Raw genomic sequence first — 20278 nt, forward strand, 5'->3', positions numbered from 1 at the left:
ATTGCAGTAGCTTTGTTCTTTGGAACAACTACATTATTAAACAAAAAGCTTAATTTAGAATAAAAAAGTAAATATTAGATTAAAAAAATATACCTTTTGCTAATAGTCTTAAATTATTAGCAAAAGCGTATATTTTTTAATGTATAAGAAAGCGTATTCTTTTATATTATGAAAAGAAGGTGAGAAGTTTGGAATATCAAAAATTAAATAAAAAAGCTATAAAATGTATGTTTTTAGGGACTTTAGTTCAATTTATAATAGTTACAGCTATTTTATTTGCTGTATGGTGGAATTTTAAAAATATTCTTCCTACAGTTGTTCAAGGCGTTATGCTGGGATTATTTGTTGTGGATTTGGTGTATTTATTAGCTTCACCAAAGATTAGATATGAAAAATATAGATATTGTATAACAAAGGATAGAATAGATGTCAAAGAAGGATTTATATTTACAGAGAGAAATATCGTTCCAATAGAGAGACTTCATAAAATCGCAATCGAAAAAGGTCCTATAGATAATATTTTTGGACTTTCAAAGGTAATAGTGACTACTGCAGGTGGGGATGTTACAATTTCTTTTTTAGAAGATGAAAAGGCTAACTTTATAGTTGATTCACTTAAGGATAAAATTAATCAAATCGCCATAGATGAAAAAAATGCAGATTTATAGGAGGCGTTTCATTATGGAAAATAAATTTAGATGCCATCCAAGTATTATTTTAGAAAAAATAAGTGGTATTATAGGATTTTTTATAATAATTTTAATACCTAATTTAGATGATTTAAAAAAATTTATTGATACAGGAAATTTTGAGGATTTTGGACACATTAAATGGCTTTTATTAGTGGGACTTATAATTTTAGTGATAGATGCTATTTACAACATTTTGGTATGGAGAAAAACTTATATAAGTATTGATCAAGGTACTATCATAATAGAGAGAAATACTATAAATAAAAAGATAAATACATTTGGAATAAAAAATATTGCGAATATAAATATAGAGCAAAATTTATTTGAAAGAATCATATCTACCTGCAAGGTCAAAATAGACACAGATAGCTTATCTACTGCAGATCAAACAGATATCGAAATTGTATTGAAAAAGAACATTGCTGATGAGTTTAAAAGAACAATACTGGAAGTTATAAATCAAAATAACGAAAATTTAAGAAGTAAAGTTTGTGATGAAGATTTTGCTATAAATGCAGAAAGCTGTGAAGGAGAATCTGATTTTAATAAATACAACAATAACATAGCTTACAGTAATAAGTATGAAGCATCAGATATATCATATGATATCGAATATTCATCATCAGATGTGTTAAAGCATTGTTTGTATAATATAAGTATATTGGGATTGTTTGTGAATATCTGTATATTTGTAGGTTTAGTTGTACTTAGCTTCGGTGAAAGCTATAAATCAATATGGAGTATTTTAGTTGAAATTTTAATAATAGTTGCAAACTTTGGTGCTATATTCAAAAATATATTTGGAGATTACGTAAAATATTATAATTTTAAAGTAAGTAGAAAAGGCGACAAAATATATTTAAATTATGGACTTTTTAAGCAAGTGGAATACTCTATTTTAGTGGATAGAATAAACGGTTTAAATATAAATCAAAGTATCTTGGGTAGAATTTTTAATAAATACAAAATAGATGTAGATGTAATTGGCATTAGCGATAATGAAAATGAATCATCTCAAATAACATTGTTTGAAAGCAAGGATGTTCTTTTAGAAAAATTTGATTTATTATTGCCAGAGTTTAAGTTAGATATAGATAAGAATTTTGAAAAACAGTCAAATAAAATTTTTTCAATAAGCTTTATAAAATCAATTATGATAGTAGGTGTAATCGATTTAATAATAGCTACAATATATGAATTAAATTTATTTAGAAATATGAAAATTATAATAATTGCCAATGTGGTATTGATATTATTTTTAATTGTTTATTATTTTATGAAATATAAAACTGCTGGAATTTATTTGGGAGATAGTTTCGTTTCAATTATGTCAGGTAGGTTTTCTAAAAGAATAAATATAATTCAGTATAGAAAAATTCAATATATAGACATTAAACAAGGACCTGTAAGCAAAAGCTTAGGTTTAAATCACGGAGAAATATATATATTAGCTGGAAGTGCTGTAAATGACAAAGTAATAGATTATTATGATGAAAAAATTTTTAACGAATTAGTAGATAAGATTTAAATTTTTTAAAGTAAATACCTTTTAATTATTTATTAGATAGTCTAAAATATGTCTATACTCTAAATAATATATTTATTAGAAACGGAGGAAAATCATGATTTTAGATACAATTGAGATGCTGAATCCTGCCCAAAGGGAGGCTGTTGAACAGACAGAAGGACCGATATTAATCCTTGCTGGTGCAGGTTCAGGAAAAACTAGAGTTTTAACTACTAGAATAGGATATCTTATGGAAGTAAAAAAGGTCAAGGCTGAAAATATTTTGGCGATAACCTTTACTAATAAAGCGGCAAATGAGATGAGAGAAAGGGTAGATGAAACTCTAAAGGACGAAGATACTAGTGCAATGTGGATAACTACATTCCACTCTTGTTGCGTAAGAATACTTAGAAAAGCAATAAACAAAATCGGATATAATAGAAGCTTCGTTATATACGATAGTGCGGATCAGATTACTCTTATCAAGGATTGTATGAGAGAGTTAAATTACAGTGAAAAGGCTATAGAGCCTAAAACTGTAATTAGCATAATTTCAAATGCAAAGGATAAGCTTATAAGCCCTAAGCAATTTAGGGAAATACATAAGGGTGATTTTTCAAAAACAAAAATTGCAGATATCTATGCGCTTTATCAGGATCGTTTAAAGAGAAATAGTGCTCTTGATTTCGATGATTTAATAGCAAAAACTGTAGAACTATTTAGAGAGCATGAAGATGTTCTAGAATTTTACAGAAATAGATTTAGATATATAATGGTCGATGAGTACCAAGATACGAGTCGAGCTCAATATGAGCTTATTAAAATGCTTGCAAAGGGACATCAAAATATATGTGTAGTTGGCGACGACGACCAAAGTATATACGGCTGGAGAGGCGCAGATATTAGAAATATACTTGAATTTGAGAAGGACTACGATAATGTACATGTAATAAAGCTAGAGCAAAACTACAGATCTACTCAAATTATACTAGATGCGGCAAATTTACTAATTCAAAACAACATAGAGAGAAAGAGAAAGAAGCTTTGGAGTGAAAAGAAGGAAGGCGAATTGATAAAAATTCAGCTTGCCGAGGATGAAGTAAATGAAGCAGAATTTATAGCAAATACTATCGCTACAATGGTCAGAGCTGAGGAGAGAGAATATAGAGATTTTGCTGTTTTATATAGAGCAAATGCACAGGCTAGACCAATAGAAGATGCTTTAAATAGAAGCCAAATTCCGTACAATATCTACGGTGGAACTAAGTTCTATGAAAGAAAAGAAATAAAGGACATGGTGGCGTATTTAAGAGTTATACAAAACCCACAGGATGATATATCTCTAAAGAGAATAATAAACGTTCCTAGAAGGGGTATAGGTCTTAGAACTATAGAAAAAATAGAAGACAGAGCTAGCTTAAAGGAAGAAAGCTTATATTCAGTACTAATAGATATAGATGGAAATTCGGATATATCTAGAAAGGCAAAAGCGAGCATAAACAGCTTTGTAGATATGATGTCTACGTTTAGAAGCTTAAAGGAAATATATCCTGCAAGTAAGATGATTGAAAAAGTTATGGATATTACAGGATATGTAGACGAACTAGAAAAAGATAAGAGTGAAGAATCACAGGACAGAATAGAAAACTTAAAAGAATTTATATCTGTAGCTATGGAATTTGAAAGCAAAAATGAAGATACTAGCTTAGAATCATTTTTAACTAACGTAGCGCTTACATCAGAGCCTAGCGATGAAGAGGAACATGCAGATAGAGTTTCCTTGATGACTATACATTCAGCTAAGGGGCTAGAGTTTCCAGTAGTATTTTTAAGTGGTATGGAGGAAAAATTATTCCCTATAGCAAGAGCCATAGCATCTATGCAGGATACTCAAATTGAAGAAGAAAGAAGACTTTGTTACGTTGGTATAACTAGGGCTAAGGAAGAGCTATTTATGACCATGACAAACAAGAGAACTTTATACGGTAGAACTAATCATTCTGTTGCATCTAGATTCATAGAAGAGCTTCCAGAGGATCGTGTGGAAAGACTTAATAAGGTTCAAAAGGAAGTTTCATATTCGAAGGCAAGCTATAATATGTTAGATAAATACACTAAAAAATATATGAACAATGCAAATAAAGCGAAGATGGCTAAAAAAGCAAATGCGACAATAAAGGAAAAGACAGATGTAGTAGATGTCGATAACATAAAATTAGGAAGTAAGGTTCATCATCCTAAGTTTGGAATAGGTACAGTAGTCGCTTTAAAGGGTTCAGATATAACTATAGCTTTTGATAATCAAGGAATTAAGACTATAAATAAGGAATACACTACGATAGATTTAATTAAATAAATACAACTTGAGGGATGGATAATCATCCCTCAAATTTATGATAGGAGTGACAAAAGTGAGTATAGGAGTATGCCTTCCAGGTGGAGGTGCAAAGGGAGCGTTTCAAGCAGGAGTGTTGGAATCACTATATGATAGGGGTATAAAAAAATACGATTCATACGCGTGTACATCTATAGGAGCGATCAATGGTTATTACTTATACACAGAAAATGTGGATAAAATGAAAAATATGTGGATAACTAATCAAAAATTAGCTAAAAAACAATTTAAATCTGTTGATAACATTATAGACAACAGTGAAGATTTAGATTTATTATACGAACTAAATGACAATAATACAAAAAATAATTCGAAATTTTACGTGAATTATCTACAAGTAAAGGAAAAAAACGGCAAAGAAGTGATTGTGGATATATCAAAATTTGACCACAAAACTAGAGTTGATTACATAAAATATAGCTGTGCATTGCCCTATCATCAAGAAGGGAGGCTGTTTTCAGCGGATGAGCTTAGAAAATATATAGCAGCAGGAAAATTTGATGGATTTAATCTAGATGGGGGCATGGCACGAAATACATACATAGATCCATTAGTTGAGGATAATGTGGATAAAATATTAATAATATCCACAAGACATAATTTCAAATTGCCAGATAGAGTTATGGAAAAAATAGATAATAGTAAGGTTGTTATAATTTCACCAGAGACACAAATAGATAACAAACAGATGTTGAATTTCTCAAAAGAAATTTGCTCAAAATTGTACGAAGAAGGATATAAAATAGGACAAAATTTCAATTTAAGCTTATTAGAAAAATAAATGGTATTTGTTAAAATTAGGATTTATTTTTAGAAAAAATGGTATATAATAAAGTATGAAAACTCAAAAAGAAAGGAAAGAAATAGACATGGAAACTAAAAACCCTATAGTTACTATAGAAATGGAAAACGGAGACAAAATGGTAGCAGAATTATACCCACATATAGCTCCTAACACAGTAAACAACTTTATAAGCTTAGTAAAAAGCGGATTTTATGATGGAATAATATTCCACAGAGTTATAAAAGGATTTATGATACAAGGTGGATGCCCTAATGGAAATGGTATGGGTGGCCCAGGATACTCTATAGCTGGAGAATTCTCAAGCAATGGATTTACAAACAATTTAAAACATGAAAAAGGCGTATTATCAATGGCTAGAACTATGCAACCAAACAGTGCAGGTTCTCAATTCTTTATAATGCATGCAAAAGCTCCTCATCTAGACGGAGAATACGCTGCATTTGGTAGAGTAATAGAAGGATTAGACGTTGTAGATAAAATAGCTTCAGTTAAAGTAAATAGAATGGATAAACCACTTGAAGACCAAAGAATAAAAACTATGACAGTAGAAACTTTCGGAGTTGAATATCCAGAAGTTGAAAAAATGTAATTAGTTTGGCAATAAAATACTATTTACATTTGTATAAACATCATTTAAAATAGTTTAAAGAGTCTTAAAAACACAAAAAATATACACCTGAGTGACAAGGCAAAATATAAACTGTAGATAATGAGAGAAGTTATTGTGAATTAATATATTTGCAATAGCTTTTCTTTCTTTTTGGTAAAAATAAAACCCATCCTCAATTTTTATGAGAATGGGCTTTTATTAAATTACATATTTTTTACAGCGTTAGTTAATTTTGGTACTAATTGTTTCTTTCTAGAAACTACACCATCAGCAAATACACCTTGATCTGCGTCTACACCGAATGCTTCAGATATTACTGAATCATTAGCTTTGTATAGTAGGTAAGAACCTTCTTTGATTATATCAGTTATAGCTAATACTAACATATCATATTCAGTAGAATTTATATATGATAAGTATTCATCTTTTTTGTTTAATATAGAATCTATATCTAGAGTCATAACTTGTCCTATACCAACTTTATTTCCACTCATATTAAATTCTTTGAAGTCCATATTAACTATTTCTTCTATAGAATATTCATCTAAAGAAGTACCAGCCTTGAACATATCCATTCCATAAGCCTCGTAGTCAACACCAGCTATTTTAGCTAATTCGAAAACAGCTTCTTTGTCTAATTCAGTAGTAGTTGGAGATTTGAATATTAATGTATCTGATAATATTGCAGATAATAATAATCCAGCTATATCTTTAGGAACTTCTACGTTCTTTTCTTTGTATAAATTGTATATTATAGTTGAACAACATCCAACTGGAGAAACCTTAACTGATATTGGTAAATCAGTAGATATACCGCCTATTTTATGGTGGTCGATTATTTCAACTATGTTTGCTTGTTCTATACCATCTGCACTTTGAGCAAATTCGTTGTGGTCAACTAATATTACATTTTTCTTAGATGGATTTAATAAATGTTTTCTACCAACAAGTCCTAAGAATTGACCATCATCATCAACAACTGGATAAGATCTGAAGTTTGTATCTATCATAGTTTGTTTTATATCGTCAACGTAGTCGTTTTCGTTGAATGAAACTAGGTTATCTCTAGTTATGATGTCTTCGATTTCTGCACATTGATTTATTAAGTTTGAAGCTGTATAAGTGTCAACATCAACAGATATAACTGTAACATTGTTAGCTTTTGCAAGTGCAGTTAATTCATCATTAAGAGTTGCTTTTCCTGTTAATATTAATAATGCAACCTTAGTATCTATAGCGTATTCTATTATATCGTATCTGTTACCAACTATAGCGATGTCTCCTTCACCTAAAAGATTCATGATTTCTTCTATTCCATAAGATAAAGTAGTTACTCTACCACTGAAAGTTTCGTTGCATTTTACTAATACTTCACCTTTTAAGTTATAACAAACATTTTCTAGAGGTATATTAACTTTTCTGAAATGTTGATACATTAAGCTTTTAGCTATTTCTACCATTGTTATTATACCTTCGAATTTTCCATCAACTGAAACAACTGGTAAAGTTTTAGTTCCTTTTTCTATCATTGTATTATAAGCATTTAATACTGAATCGCTAGGTTTTAAAGATTTTACTTTATCATAGTTTAAATCTTTAACTTGGATTTTTACATCTTCAAGAACTTCAGGAGCTTTAACATTAAAATAATCTAAAGCATATTGAGCTTCTTTTCTTATTTCTCCTAAAGCATAAGGAGTAGCTTCAACTCCTAATTTGTTTTTTAAGTATGCTAATGAAATAGCAGAACATATGGAATCTGTGTCTGGACTTTTATGTCCAAAAACTAATAAACTCATATAAATAACTCCTTTCAACTATCTAAAAAAATTAATAAGAATATATTCTTTTTAAAATGAGGATTAAACTAATCCGTAAAAATATATTAATTAATAAATTTATTATAACAAATAGGAAACAATATTTGACCATATAAAAAAAATAATGTATAAATTAAGTTTGATATTTGTTATAAAAGTCTATTTTATATTATACAATAAATAAGTATATTAATATAGATAATATGGCAATTATAAATACAAATTGTATAATAAGCTAAAATTATAGAATTTTCGGAAAATATTGACTGAAAACAATAAAAGTGTTATAGTATAAGTAATACATTTTTATACGGGGGCCTATTAAGGCCCCCAATTTTGTTTTATTTAGATTATTTTTATCTTAGAAAATATTACTTTTTCGTATTTATTTTTTATAGAGAGAATATGGTTAGATAAATCTAGTTCAAAATTTGCAAATGCAGAAAAAAGATCTATATCTCTCATTAAATGAACTGTTATAGTTTCCATATTTTTATTTATTCTAAGTAATATAGATCTTACATATGGAAACTGTATTCTAGAATTAAAAAAACTAGATTCACCTATATCTATATCTAGGCATCTATAATTTACATCTACGTATATATCTAAATCGTCATCTTCTTCTCTGATTATTCTATATTCAAAATCACAATCTAAATTTATTTTACCTATTTTTATCATTAGTTCCTCCGAATTTATATATAATTAATATCTAACTTAACATATTAATGTAAATTTTATCAAGTATATTTAAACTTATTATTGTAATCGAGTAATTCAAATAGGTTGATTAAAAAATAAGAGCTTTCATTTGGGGGAATGAAAGCTCAATTAAATTGGGGGAGATTGAGTTAAATATTTAAATTACATTAGTATTATGGGTCAAATTTATAAATTATATACATATAAAATAAAAAAATTTAAAAAAAGATAAAACTTACAATGTTGACATAAATTGTTATTTAATATATTATAAAAGTAACAAAAAAGTTACAAAATTTACAATGACAGAAAAAAATTGTAACAAATTTATATAAAATTAGGAGGAATCGGAAAAGTGAAAAATATAGTGAAGAGGCTTGTGTGTACGATATTAATAGCTTGTACTATAGTTTGTCAGGTTGCAGTTCCAACTACAGTTGATGCATATACAGCATCGAGTATATCAACAGGATCATATCGTATAAAAAATGTATATAGTGGAAAATATTTAAATGTTGCAGGCAGCGGAAGTAGTAATGGAACAAATGTAAATATATACACTAAAGATGGAACATCAGGACAAACATTTAAAATAAGCAAATTATCAGGACAATACTGGCTATCTCCAAAATGTGCTTCAACTAAAGTAGTAAATGTTAAAGGAAGTAGTGTACAATCTAGTTCTAATGTAAATATATATTCTAAAGATTCAAGTGGTGATGGAACTCAATTATGGGTATTACAAAAAGTATCAAAGGGATATGTTATTCGCTCAGCAGGCAATGACAATTGTGTTTTAGCAGCTACTGGAAGTACTAACGGTTCTAATGTATGTGTTAAAACTTACTCAAGTGGAAGTACTAAACAAATATGGACATTAGAAAAAGTATCAAGTGGTTCAGAAGCAGAAGAAACTGTTTCAACAGATAATAAAAGTGTAAGCCAAATAAAAAGCCAAATAGCTTCTACATATAAAAAGGCTAAATCAATAGCAGGAAGAAGTAATTTTGCTCATCAATGTTCTTTATATGTTTATTCTCAACTTAGAGCATTAAAGATATACCAAGTTCCAGATACATATTGGAATGGTAGTGGCTGGTATTATAACTTAAGAGCAAATGCTACAACTAGTACAGGATACGTTCAAAAGAAATATTCAGGAAGAAGTTGTCTTACAAAGATAATAAATGCAAACAACGGAAAAAATGTATATAACATAGTTGTAAGCTTCCCAAAAAGCTATAGATCTTCAAGCTCTGTAGGACACGTTTTATTTATACATGCGATAATAGATGGAAAAGTATACTACTCTGATAATTATACATACAACGGAATGCCAGAAGGTAGTGTAATAGTAAAATCAGTAAGTGAATTTACTAATTATTTCGCAAGTAACTACGGTGGAATAAATGGAGCAGTTCATTTCGTAAAATAAAAATATGTTAGATATAGCAAGGTGTACAATTTTAAATTGTACATCTTTTTTTTTACAAAAGAAGAGAGTATATACAATTTGTATATACTCCCTTCCTTAAGTATTAGTGTGACTTTTTTATGTAAAAATTAATTATATTTTGCTTCTAGAAGTTCCGTCTAATTTTGTTCTATAAACATTTATAGCTGCACTGTAAGCGCCTTCACTTGTAATTCCCATTTCTAATGACATATAGTATATTCTACTATTTCCTGTGCATATTCCAACGTTTGCTAATGTAAGCTTTGTATCTGTATCTGTAGCTTTTCTAAGAGTAGTTCTGTTTTTTCCATTTAAGTCCATACGGCAGATACTGTTATTAGCGTTTACATAGTAGATTTTACCATTATATAGGTTCATTGAAGTAGTTGTTAAAGAAGTTATTTTAGTTTCATTTTTACCATCAGCAGTCATTTTATAAACTTCTGTACCATCATAATCTGAAACTATGTAATAGATATATCCTTGATAGTAAATCATTTCATCTATAGAATATTCTTCATCATCATAGTCTTCAAAATCATCCCAATCAAAATCTTCATCGAAATCATCAAGATCTATATCTGAATCATCGTAATCTTCGTCATCATAATCTTCATCGTCATATGTGTAAGTAACTAACTTTTTAAGTGTAGTTCTTGCTTTAGTATTTGTGTCTATTTTGTAGATTAATTGGTTTTCATATCCTGTTGCAAGTATATATGCGTAGTTACCAGAAATAGATAAAGCATCTATAGTTCTTGTAGTTGTAGTATAAAGAGTTTTAGTTGTCTTTTTAGATGAAATGCTATAATAACATAGCTTGTCATATTCATCAGTTGATTTTATGTAGTATATACCAGTGTCTTTTACCATAAAAGGACTTTCAACATCACCGATTAGTCTAGTTTTTCCAGTACCATCAGTTTTAACTCTATATATACCAACGCTTTGTCCACTATTATATGTACCTAGATAATAAACATAGTTTCCAACTACATTTATAGAAGTCATTAAGTAAGCATTAGTTGCGATAGTTTTTTTAGTAGAACTAGTTCCTTTTATTTTGTATAGATTGTAAGATGTCATAAGAACGTTAGTTGGCTTAGATGATCTTACATAATTATAGCCATCTTTATAAGCAGCTACTCCACCATTATTTATGTTGGAATTAGAATTTCCGTATACACTAGCAGCATCTACGTTTTGGAATAATCCAGTTGTAGATATTATCATGCAAACTACTACTGCAATACTTAGAATTTTTTTAAACGTTTTCATAGTAATTCCTCCTATTGTTTGTTATTTACTAACTTAATATATATTTATTCAATAGACACTTTTTAATATTGTATCACAGCGAATGGATTAATTTGGAAACAAAAAAGAAACAGAATTGTATTAAGTGATAACATTTTGTTTTTGCTATAGAAAAATTGTAATTAACTATAGCAAAAACATTAGACTTATGGATTTGTATTTTATATTTAGAAATGTACTATCTCTTTGGATTTATGAAAGATGCACCTAAGTATTTTTTTATATCTTCATCAGAAGAAAAGTCGTCTAGTAATATCTCTCTATCAGAGTCTTCAAGTATTACTAAAACCTCACAGTTTCCTTTTAAAAATGCTTTTCTTACAGTTTCTTCTTTAACTTCTCTAACTTTAGTGAATCCTTTTTTAGTTTTTTCAAAATCCTTAGTAAAATAACTTTCCATCATGTTGATAATTTTAGTATATCTATTCATTTGGTTGCCTCCTGATATTTATAGTCAAAAATGTGTTATAATAAGTTTTTGTATTAACTAAATAATTATAACAAGAGGAGAATGTTATGACTAGTATAAAAAAATCTCAAATACTAGAAAGTATAGAATTTTGCGAGAAAAAAGGGTACTTTAAAAAATTAAATGATATATATTCTAAGCTGCCAAAGGGTGATTGCAGTGGATGCGGCAATTGTTGTATGGAGTCTGTAGGTATAAATTTAATCGAATTTTTAAATATATATAAGTATTTAATGGATAGAAATGAGCTTAGGAGAGCTTCTATTGATAAAATAATCGACTATTACTTTTTAGAACTATTAAAAAAGAACTCATGCCCTTTTAAGGACGATAACAATAGATGCTTGATATACGAAGTTAGACCTCTGAATTGTAGATTGTTTGGTCATTGGGAGAAGAAGGATTACAATAAGAACTTACAGAGAGTGATCAAACAAAATATGGAGTATAAAGATGCTATCAAAGAGATGTACGATATAGATATAAGCGAAGAGGTTTTAAGTTTTTCTATAAAATACTGCGAAAAGTTTAAGCCAGAATTAGATTATTTATCTAAGCAAAGTAGGCTGAGTTTTTGTGATGAAGTAATGAGCTTAGATTCTAGGATTTTGGGAAGTGGACTTATCGATATTGATTATAGAGATAGGGGCATAGTTGAATATTTTATAGAGTATCTGATGAATTCTGATTTTGCATATAAGATTAAAATTAGAATAACTAAGGAAAATAATACAAAGGTAGTAGATAGAATCAAGAAAATTTACATGATATAATAGAAAAAGACTGAAATTTTACAAGGGGTGTAGCTTTATGAAATTACAGAAGGTTTTAGGAAATACATATTTTGTAAAAGGTGGAACTAATACAGGTGTGTATTTATTTGAAAATAACGATGCATTGTTAATCGACCCTGGACTTAGCGGTTTGAGACCTAAAAAGATGCTCGAGATGTTTGAAAATGAGAATATAAGATTAAAATATATTATAAATACGCATGAGCACGAGGACCACTACGGTGGATGTGCTCAGCTAAAATCCAGTGATAAAAATATTGAGATTTTAGCTTCAGAATATGCAAAGCTATTTATAGAAAGACCAGATTTATTTTCGGATTTTATTTTGGGAGGAAAAAGCAACAAATTCCTTATTGCAAAGCTTTCGCATAGAAAAAACGAAAGCGTGCTGATTGATAAAACAATAAGTGAAGGAATTTTAAATATAGAAGGAGAAAATTTTGAAGTTATTAGTCTAAAGGGGCATACTCCTGGAAGTGTAGGAATCCTAACAAAGGATAGAGTTTTATTTGCAGGAGATTTGTTAATAGGTGAAGAAACATTAAGTAAATACGACTTCTTATTATTATATGATGTAAATGAATATTTAAATTCCTTAAATAAAGTTCAATTATTGGATTTTGATTATTTAGTATTAGCTCACGGCAAATATGTTTTAGATAAGCAGGATGCTACTATTTCGATAAGAAAGCATAGAGAAGCTGTGTACAAATATCTAAATCAAATAAGAGAAAATCTAAAAGCTCCTATGAATATAGAAACTTTACTTAAAAAAATAATAAAGGATAATAATTTGACCTATAATTATAAAGAATACTACTTCTTTAGAACCTCATTAGTATCTTTTATTAGCTATTTAGCAGATTTAGATGAAATAGATTATGAATTAAAGGATTCAGATTTGCTTTACTATACAAAAACAAAATAAATTATGGTAAAATAGTTGTGGTTGTTAAATTATTGGACGAAGGGTGAATAATATGAATTACGAAAAATGGGATGAAATATTAGCTCCTTACCAACATGCAGTTGAAGAACTTAAAGTAAAATTTAAAAACATAAGAAAAGAATTTTTAACTAAGGGTGAGTATTCTCCTATTGAATTTGTTACGGGGAGAACTAAAAAGATTTCTTCTATAATATCTAAGGCAAATAGACTAGATGTCAATGATATAGAAGGAAATATAGATGACATCGCTGGCATAAGAATTATGTGTCAGTTTGTTGAGGATATATATACTATTGTAGACTTAATCAAAAATAGAACAGATATGACTGTTATAAATGAAAAGGACTATATCACTAATTTCAAGGAAAGCGGATATAGAAGCTATCATTTAATAATAAAATATCCTATAAATTCAATTGCAGGGTCAAAGGAGATAAATTGCGAAATACAAATAAGAACTCTTGCTATGAATTTCTGGGCAACTATCGAGCATTCTCTAAAATATAAATACGAGCATTACATACCAGAAAATGTCGCATTGAGACTGAGAAAAGCGGCAGATGCAGCGTTTTTATTGGATGAGGAAATGAGTGAAATAAGAGAGGATATAATGAAGGCTCAAGTGATGTATCAAGCGAAGTCTGTTACATTAAAGGATGTGCTTAAGAAAATACAAGAGCTTTATAATCTAGGAGAAATAAGCAGTGCTCTTAAATATCAAAGACGATTGGACAAGATAGATAGTGAGAGAGATATAGATGAAATAGTTGCTTTGAAAGAAGAAATAGATTATATTTTAGAAGATTTTAAAACGCATAGAATAGAAAAATAACAGGAGGGGGCTGTCTTAAATTTTGAGACAGCTTTTAAATTATAAAAAAGATTGATGAAAGGAGATCGATTTATGAGTTTATACGCAATAGGCGATTTGCATTTTTCTACGGAAAATCCCAAGCCGATGAATATATTTGGCGATAACTGGGATAATCACGAGGAAAAAATAATTACAAATTGGAGAGAAGTAGTCGGCGATGAGGATACAGTGTTGGTTCTTGGGGATACTTCTTGGGCTATGAATTTACAAGAGGCAAAGGCCGATTTAGATATAGTTAAGGCGCTTCCGGGCAAGAAAATTTTTATAAAAGGTAACCATGATTATTGGTGGGCCTCGCTTTCTAAAGTAAATGCCATGTATCAAGATGACGACATGAATTTTATACAAAACGGATATTTCACATACGGTGATTACGCTATATGTGGAAGTAGAGGTTGGCTTTGTCCAAATGAAGTTAAGTTTGATGAAAATGATATGAAAATATATAAAAGAGAAGTTATGAGATTAGAAATGTCGATACAAGCAGCTGTAAATGCAGGACATCAAAATCTAATAGCCATAACTCATTATCCACCTACAAATGACGAACTAGAAGAATCAGAATTTACTAAGCTATATGAAAAGTACGGTGTTAAAAAAGTGATATACGGGCATCTACATGGCAAAGAATCATTTGATATGGGACTTAAAGGGATTAGAAATGGAATAGAATACATTCTTGCATCTAGTGATTATCTGGATTTTAAATTAGTTAAGGTATTGGATTAATAAAAATTTAAAAATAATGGATTAATATTTATAAAAATTGTAAATACTAAAATATGCATTGTATTATTTTAAGTTTGATTTAAAATGGGAACTTAATATATTTGTGACGATAGATAAGGAGATGGGTCTATGAGATGGATATTAGTATTTATAATTTTGTATTTAATACCTTTGACGGTTCTTTTTAGGAATTATAAGAAATTTAGTAGGGCTTGTATTTATGGTTGTATGTACGTTGTTTTGGCGACGACTTTAGTTATAAGCAATATGTATATAAGCGGTATTAAGAAAATTGAGCAGGATACGAAGAGTGCTTTTGTCGTAAGTTATAATGATTCTGATTTATCTTTAGATAAAAAGCACGATGATTTATTGAAGATAAAGCATTTTAAAAGAGATGTTAGAGATATAGAGGATATTGCTTTGAATCCAATAAAGGATTGCGTATCATGTACAAAGGATATACAAACATACCTAAAGGATTTAGATAGTGTGGAGAAGAAAGTGGAGAAGGCTATGTATATGTGTGAAAGAGTCATCGAGATTTACGATGATATGGAGGTTCCACAACTATCACAGCATGAGGATACTCAGATATTAGAGGAATGCTTGCAATGTGTAAAGGAAGCATACGAGATGAAATATAAGGCAGTAGAACAAGTAAATTTAATACTAAATGAAAAAAATACTACTTATATACCTAAAGTAAAACAATATATAAATAACTCAGATCAAAAATTAAATCAATATAAAAGTAAAATTTCTAATTTAGAGAAAAAAATCGAAAACAGTTAAAAATAAAAAATTTGAACATCGACAACTATAAACGTTTGAGATGTTCAATTTTTTTTATCAGAATTTATTACAAATTAATAAAATTTTTTTTTAGTATGGAGATATATGTTTTTTTGAATTATACTAGAGTATATGATATAATGAATTCTTAGAAAATGGGAGATAAAATATGAAAAATTTAAATATATGTATTGATATTGATGGAACAGTTACTAGTCCATACCATTATATGCCTTACTTAAACAGTATTTACAATAAAAATCTAACTGAAGAAGATTTTACAACTGTATTTTGGGCAGAACTATATGGAGATACTTTAGAAGGTATGTTAGACAAACTTCATTCAAATTATTTAAATTCTTATTCAGAAGCAAAGGTTGTTGAAGGAGCTAAGGAAGTAATTGATGAACTATATAAAGAGAATAATTTATCTTTTGTAACAGCAAGAAGTGCTGATTTAGAAGAAATAACAAGAAATTGGCTCAAAAAACAACAATTATCTCATGTACCTCTTTATTTACTTGGAACAGATAAAAAGCTTGATAAAGCCAAAGAGCTAAAATGTGATATATTTATAGAAGACCATCCGAGAAATGCTTTGCATCTTGCAGACGGTGGTATAAAAGTAATATTAATTGATTGTAACTACAATAAAAATGTAGAGCATGAAAACATTATTAGAGTTTCTTGCTGGAAAGAAATAAAAGGTGTTATTGATAGACTATAATTAAGTTAGCTTACTCAAAGGAGGCGAAGTTTAATGATAGAGTTAAAATTAAAAAATCGAAAAGGTAGCTTTCACGTAAATAGTAAAGAGGTAAAAGACATTCTTGCAGAACGTCAAGATATTGGTTATTTACAAGATATATCTAATTCAATAAATCAAGAAAACATAATGGTTTTTGATTGTGAATTATCAGAAAAGGTATTTTCTAGAGCAGAAATACTTGAAGCTATTGAAGAATTAGGAGAATCAGTTGACGAGTCATTCTTTGAAATTATGTTTGATGATGTTAGACGTTTCTTAAAGGACACAACAGATGAAATAGAAGCAGAACTTCAAGATGTTTATAGCATGGACAATATAAAATGTTATTTTGAAGTATATAATATAAATCAAGAATTTACTGATTTTAAATTTGTATTTTTAGTAAGCTTTGAAGATATTAAAATCGCTTCTTTAAAAAATCTTGCGAAAATTGTTTCTAAGAGACAATTAATAGGTGCGTCTAAATTCTATAGCTAGATAATTGATAAATTTATTAGATTTGGGTCTATAGTTTTTTAATAATAGCTATAGTTTATAGATTTTGTAAATATGAGAAAATAAAATTGCGGGCCTTTAATTTGTAATAATTAAAATTTATAATTATTACAAATTAGAGGCTCGCTTTTTTAATAAAGAATTTTCAGATAATTTTCTTGATTTATGTTTAATTATGTAAAAAAATGCTATAATTTATAATAATTTTATTTTTTTAAGGTGGTAAATAATTATGAGAAAATTTTTAACTGGGAATGAATCTATTGCTAGAGGGATTTACGAGGCAGGAGTAGATGTCATATGTGCATATCCTTCTATTTTGAAGACGAGCTTGTTTGCATCGATAAAGGATTTTAAAGATGATCTAAAGGTGGAGATGTCTATAAGTGAAAATGTAAATATAGAGCAGGCGATAAGAATTTCTAATACTGGAAAGAAAACTCTGACATTTTGTAATACGATGGATTCTAATTTATTAAACATAGGTACAAAAACTGAGGGTGGACTAGTAGTTATATTGACTGATGATTCAGGGATGATTTCAAAGGACGATATAAATGACAATAGAGAAAAAGCAAAATCATCTAATCTACTAGTTATGGAACCAGGCTCTAGTAGAGATACAAAAAATATGCTTATAAAAGCATTTGAAATCAGCAAAGCTTATAAAATGCCTGTACTTTTTAGGATTACAGCTAGAGTTGGATGCTCTTCAGGTATAGTCGTATGCGATGAACCGAAGAATTCTAATGTTCAACAGATGGAAATGAGCATAAAAGATAAAATAGAGGCTTGTAGAAATATTTCGGAGACCGATGATTTTAATAAAATTGAGCATAATAGTGATAAAGTAGGATTTATTTGTTCTGGAATATGTACTTTCTACACAAAAGAGGTACTTGCCGATACAGTTTCTTATCTAGATTTAAAGGTGGTAAATCCTATACCAGAGGAAAAGGTGATAGAATTTGCTACTAGTGTAGATAAACTATATGTCGTAGAAGAAAATGCTCCTTATATAGAAAATCATTTAAAGGAATGGGATATCGATTGTATAGGAAAGGATTTATTTGATGAAGAAGGAGAATTTTCTGCTAGTGTAATAAGAAAGGCGATTTTCGGAAAGCATCTAAACCATGTTAAATCAGAGAAGGACTTAGTTATTTCTGAAGAGCCTTTTGTAGATTTAGAATATATATTGAGCTTGTATAATATTTAGTAAGATTTTTTATAATGTGCTCTAGTTTAAAATATAACTGTAAGAAATAAAAAAAGGGTTGAAGCTTCCTTCAACCCTTTCCGATTGTCTCATTTTTAACTTTTTATAATTAAGCTTGTCCTATAGAACCGAATAATTCCATTTTTTCTTTAACACAAACTTTTATAGCTTCAAATCCTGGAGCTAATAATTTACGAGGGTCATATCCTTTACCTTGTTGGTCTTTTCCTTCTTCGATGTATTTTCTAGTTGCATCAGCGAATACTAATTGGCATTCAGTGTTAACATTTATTTTAGCAACACCTAGAGATATAGCTTCTTTTATCATTTCATCAGGTATACCACTACCACCGTGTAATACTAATGGCATATCTCCTGTAGCTTCGTTTATTTTTCCTAAAACTTCAAAGTTTAATCCAGCCCAGTTTGCAGGGTATTTACCATGTATATTACCTATACCAGCAGCTAAGAAGTCTATACCTAAATCAGCTATTTGTTTACATTCAGCTGGATCAGCAACTTCACCGCTTCCTACAACACCGTCTTCTTCTCCACCGATAGCACCAACTTCAGCTTCAACTGATATTCCTTTAGAATGAGCTAATTCAACTATTTCTTTAGTTTTTTCTATATTTTCTTCGATTGGATAATGAGATCCGTCGAACATTACTGAAGAGAATCCAGCAGCTATTGTTTTTTTAGCACCTTCATAAGAACCGTGGTCTAAGTGAAGAGCAACTGGAACAGTTATGTTTAATTCTTCTAACATACCTTCAACCATTCCAACAACAGTTTTATATCCACCCATATATTTTCCTGCACCTTCAGAAACACCTAATATAACTGGTGAATTATTTTCTTGTGCAGTTAATAATATAGCTTTTGTCCATTCTAAGTTGTTTATATTAAATTGACCTACAGCGTAGTGTCCTTGTTTTGCTTTTATAAGCATATCTTTAGCAGAAACTAACATTTTGTACCTCCATAAATTAAAAAATAGTTAAAAATTTACAACACTTACCCATCAATTATATTATATACTTAAAAGGTAAAAACGTACAGATGTAAATTTATAAAATTTATTAAATATGAACAATATATATTTATGTAGAATATAATATTTTGCTAGATAAGACAATAAACGACATACTTAATAAGTAAATAATATATAATAAATATAAAGAAAGGGAGGAAAAGCATTGCCTAAAAAACAAAGAATAGACAAGATATTATCCAATCTAGGATATGGAAGTAGAAGTGAATTAAAAAAATTATGTAAAAGTGGATTAGTAAAAGTAAATGGAAAGGTAATAAATAATCCAGGAGTTCAAGTCGATGTGGAAAATGACGAGATACTTTTTGATGGAGAGAAGGTAGTTTATAAGGAGTTTATATATTTGATGTTAAATAAACCTGATGGGTATATATCAGCTACATTTGATAAGAGAGATCCGATTGTTTTAGATTTAATAGATAAAGAGGCTTTGATTTTTGAGCCTTTTCCAGTTGGAAGACTTGATAAGGATACAGAAGGATTGTTAGTGCTTACAAATGATGGTCAGCTAGCACACAGAGTATTATCACCTAAGAAACATGTCCCAAAAACTTACTATGCAAAGGTTGAAGGAGTTGTTACAGAAGAAGATGTAAAGGCTTTTGCTGAAGGTGTAACATTAGATGATGGATACGAAACTATGCCGGCAGAGCTTGAAATATTAAAAAGCGACGACATTTCAGAGATAGAGCTGACAATCCACGAGGGAAAATTTCACCAAGTACAAAGAATGTTTGAGAGTGTAGGCAAAAAAGTGGTATACTTAAAAAGACTGTCTATGGGCAAACTAAAATTAGATGAAGGTTTAGCTCTTGGCGAGTATC

The 20278-nt window shown here is 29.1% G+C and carries 20 protein-coding genes; 15 read left to right on the plus strand and 5 right to left on the minus strand.

Going from position 1 to position 20278, the window contains the following annotated elements; translation table 11 throughout:
- The first annotated feature begins 188 nt into the window (after positions 1 to 188).
- The 5 genes from MR593_RS03315 to MR593_RS03335 all read left to right on the plus strand — a co-directional run bounded on the left by MR593_RS03315 (position 189) and on the right by MR593_RS03335 (position 5988).
- Positions 189 to 668 (plus strand): PH domain-containing protein, encoded by a 480-nt coding sequence (locus MR593_RS03315; RefSeq protein WP_290686904.1) that lies wholly within the window; start codon positions 189 to 191, stop codon positions 666 to 668.
- A gap of 13 nt (positions 669 to 681) precedes the next feature.
- Positions 682 to 2220 carry a PH domain-containing protein gene (locus MR593_RS03320; protein WP_290686905.1) on the plus strand — a complete coding sequence of 513 codons (1539 nt, stop codon included), beginning with the start codon at positions 682 to 684 and terminating at the stop codon, positions 2218 to 2220.
- 94 nt (positions 2221 to 2314) lie between these two features.
- Entirely contained in the window at positions 2315 to 4555 is a 2241-nt protein-coding gene (locus MR593_RS03325; RefSeq protein WP_290686907.1) for a DUF3553 domain-containing protein, read from the plus strand.
- Between the two features lie 55 nt (positions 4556 to 4610).
- Positions 4611 to 5375 carry a patatin-like phospholipase family protein gene (locus tag MR593_RS03330; RefSeq protein WP_290686908.1) on the plus strand — a complete coding sequence of 255 codons (765 nt, stop codon included), beginning with the start codon at positions 4611 to 4613 and terminating at the stop codon, positions 5373 to 5375.
- A gap of 88 nt (positions 5376 to 5463) precedes the next feature.
- Positions 5464 to 5988, plus strand: a complete 525-nt coding sequence (locus MR593_RS03335; protein WP_290686936.1) for a peptidylprolyl isomerase — start codon at positions 5464 to 5466, stop codon at positions 5986 to 5988.
- A gap of 224 nt (positions 5989 to 6212) precedes the next feature.
- Here the strand turns inward: MR593_RS03335 and MR593_RS03340 are convergent, their stop codons facing one another.
- Together MR593_RS03340 and MR593_RS03345 are read right to left on the minus strand one after the other, a co-directional pair.
- The gene (locus MR593_RS03340) at positions 6213 to 7808 is read right to left on the minus strand and encodes a putative manganese-dependent inorganic diphosphatase (RefSeq protein ID WP_290686910.1); all 1596 of its coding nucleotides are present in this window, start codon (positions 7806 to 7808) and stop codon (positions 6213 to 6215) included.
- A gap of 366 nt (positions 7809 to 8174) precedes the next feature.
- On the minus strand, positions 8175 to 8513 hold the full coding sequence (locus MR593_RS03345) for a hypothetical protein (RefSeq protein WP_290686912.1): 339 nt from the start codon (positions 8511 to 8513) through the stop codon (positions 8175 to 8177).
- 376 nt (positions 8514 to 8889) lie between these two features.
- Between MR593_RS03345 and MR593_RS03350 the strand changes: the two genes are divergently transcribed.
- Positions 8890 to 9969, plus strand: a complete 1080-nt coding sequence (locus MR593_RS03350) for an RICIN domain-containing protein (RefSeq protein WP_290686914.1) — start codon at positions 8890 to 8892, stop codon at positions 9967 to 9969.
- Between the two features lie 132 nt (positions 9970 to 10101).
- Here MR593_RS03350 and MR593_RS03355 read toward each other — a convergent pair whose 3' ends face one another.
- Both MR593_RS03355 and MR593_RS03360 read right to left on the minus strand, forming a co-directional pair.
- Positions 10102 to 11268 carry a DUF5050 domain-containing protein gene (locus tag MR593_RS03355; protein ID WP_290686916.1) on the minus strand — a complete coding sequence of 389 codons (1167 nt, stop codon included), beginning with the start codon at positions 11266 to 11268 and terminating at the stop codon, positions 10102 to 10104.
- A 217-nt stretch (positions 11269 to 11485) separates the two neighbouring features.
- Positions 11486 to 11737: a hypothetical protein gene (locus MR593_RS03360; RefSeq protein ID WP_290686917.1), complete on the minus strand. Its 252-nt coding sequence runs from the start codon at positions 11735 to 11737 to the stop codon at positions 11486 to 11488.
- 86 nt (positions 11738 to 11823) lie between these two features.
- Between MR593_RS03360 and MR593_RS03365 the strand changes: the two genes are divergently transcribed.
- From MR593_RS03365 to MR593_RS03400, 8 genes are all read left to right on the plus strand, one after another.
- A complete protein-coding gene (locus MR593_RS03365) occupies positions 11824 to 12549 on the plus strand; it encodes a YkgJ family cysteine cluster protein (protein ID WP_290686919.1) in 726 nt (241 codons plus the stop codon).
- 37 nt (positions 12550 to 12586) lie between these two features.
- Positions 12587 to 13498 (plus strand): MBL fold metallo-hydrolase, encoded by a 912-nt coding sequence (locus MR593_RS03370; RefSeq protein WP_290686921.1) that lies wholly within the window; start codon positions 12587 to 12589, stop codon positions 13496 to 13498.
- Between the two features lie 52 nt (positions 13499 to 13550).
- Complete coding sequence (locus MR593_RS03375; RefSeq protein WP_290686922.1) at positions 13551 to 14351, plus strand: GTP pyrophosphokinase; 801 nt, start codon at positions 13551 to 13553, stop codon at positions 14349 to 14351.
- A 72-nt stretch (positions 14352 to 14423) separates the two neighbouring features.
- Entirely contained in the window at positions 14424 to 15122 is a 699-nt protein-coding gene (locus MR593_RS03380; RefSeq protein WP_290686923.1) for a metallophosphoesterase, read from the plus strand.
- A 129-nt stretch (positions 15123 to 15251) separates the two neighbouring features.
- Complete coding sequence (locus MR593_RS03385; protein WP_290686925.1) at positions 15252 to 15917, plus strand: hypothetical protein; 666 nt, start codon at positions 15252 to 15254, stop codon at positions 15915 to 15917.
- A 169-nt stretch (positions 15918 to 16086) separates the two neighbouring features.
- Positions 16087 to 16644, plus strand: coding sequence for a 5' nucleotidase, NT5C type (locus tag MR593_RS03390; protein WP_290686927.1), 558 nt, complete (start codon positions 16087 to 16089; stop codon positions 16642 to 16644).
- Positions 16645 to 16677: 33 nt separating this feature from the next.
- The gene (locus MR593_RS03395) at positions 16678 to 17163 is read left to right on the plus strand and encodes a hypothetical protein (RefSeq protein WP_290686929.1); all 486 of its coding nucleotides are present in this window, start codon (positions 16678 to 16680) and stop codon (positions 17161 to 17163) included.
- A gap of 250 nt (positions 17164 to 17413) precedes the next feature.
- On the plus strand, positions 17414 to 18400 hold the full coding sequence (locus MR593_RS03400) for a hypothetical protein (RefSeq protein ID WP_290686931.1): 987 nt from the start codon (positions 17414 to 17416) through the stop codon (positions 18398 to 18400).
- Between the two features lie 109 nt (positions 18401 to 18509).
- On the opposite strand, the gene fba is transcribed toward MR593_RS03400, so the two are convergent.
- Positions 18510 to 19373, minus strand: coding sequence for a class II fructose-1,6-bisphosphate aldolase (gene fba, locus MR593_RS03405; RefSeq protein WP_290686933.1), 864 nt, complete (start codon positions 19371 to 19373; stop codon positions 18510 to 18512).
- Between the two features lie 226 nt (positions 19374 to 19599).
- Between fba and MR593_RS03410 the strand changes: the two genes are divergently transcribed.
- Positions 19600 to 20278: pseudouridine synthase (locus MR593_RS03410; protein WP_290686935.1), on the plus strand; the 679-nt coding region annotated here is incomplete at its 3' end.

Source organism: Intestinibacter sp., from assembly GCF_022780145.1.
Classification (GTDB): domain Bacteria; phylum Bacillota; class Clostridia; order Peptostreptococcales; family Peptostreptococcaceae; genus Intestinibacter.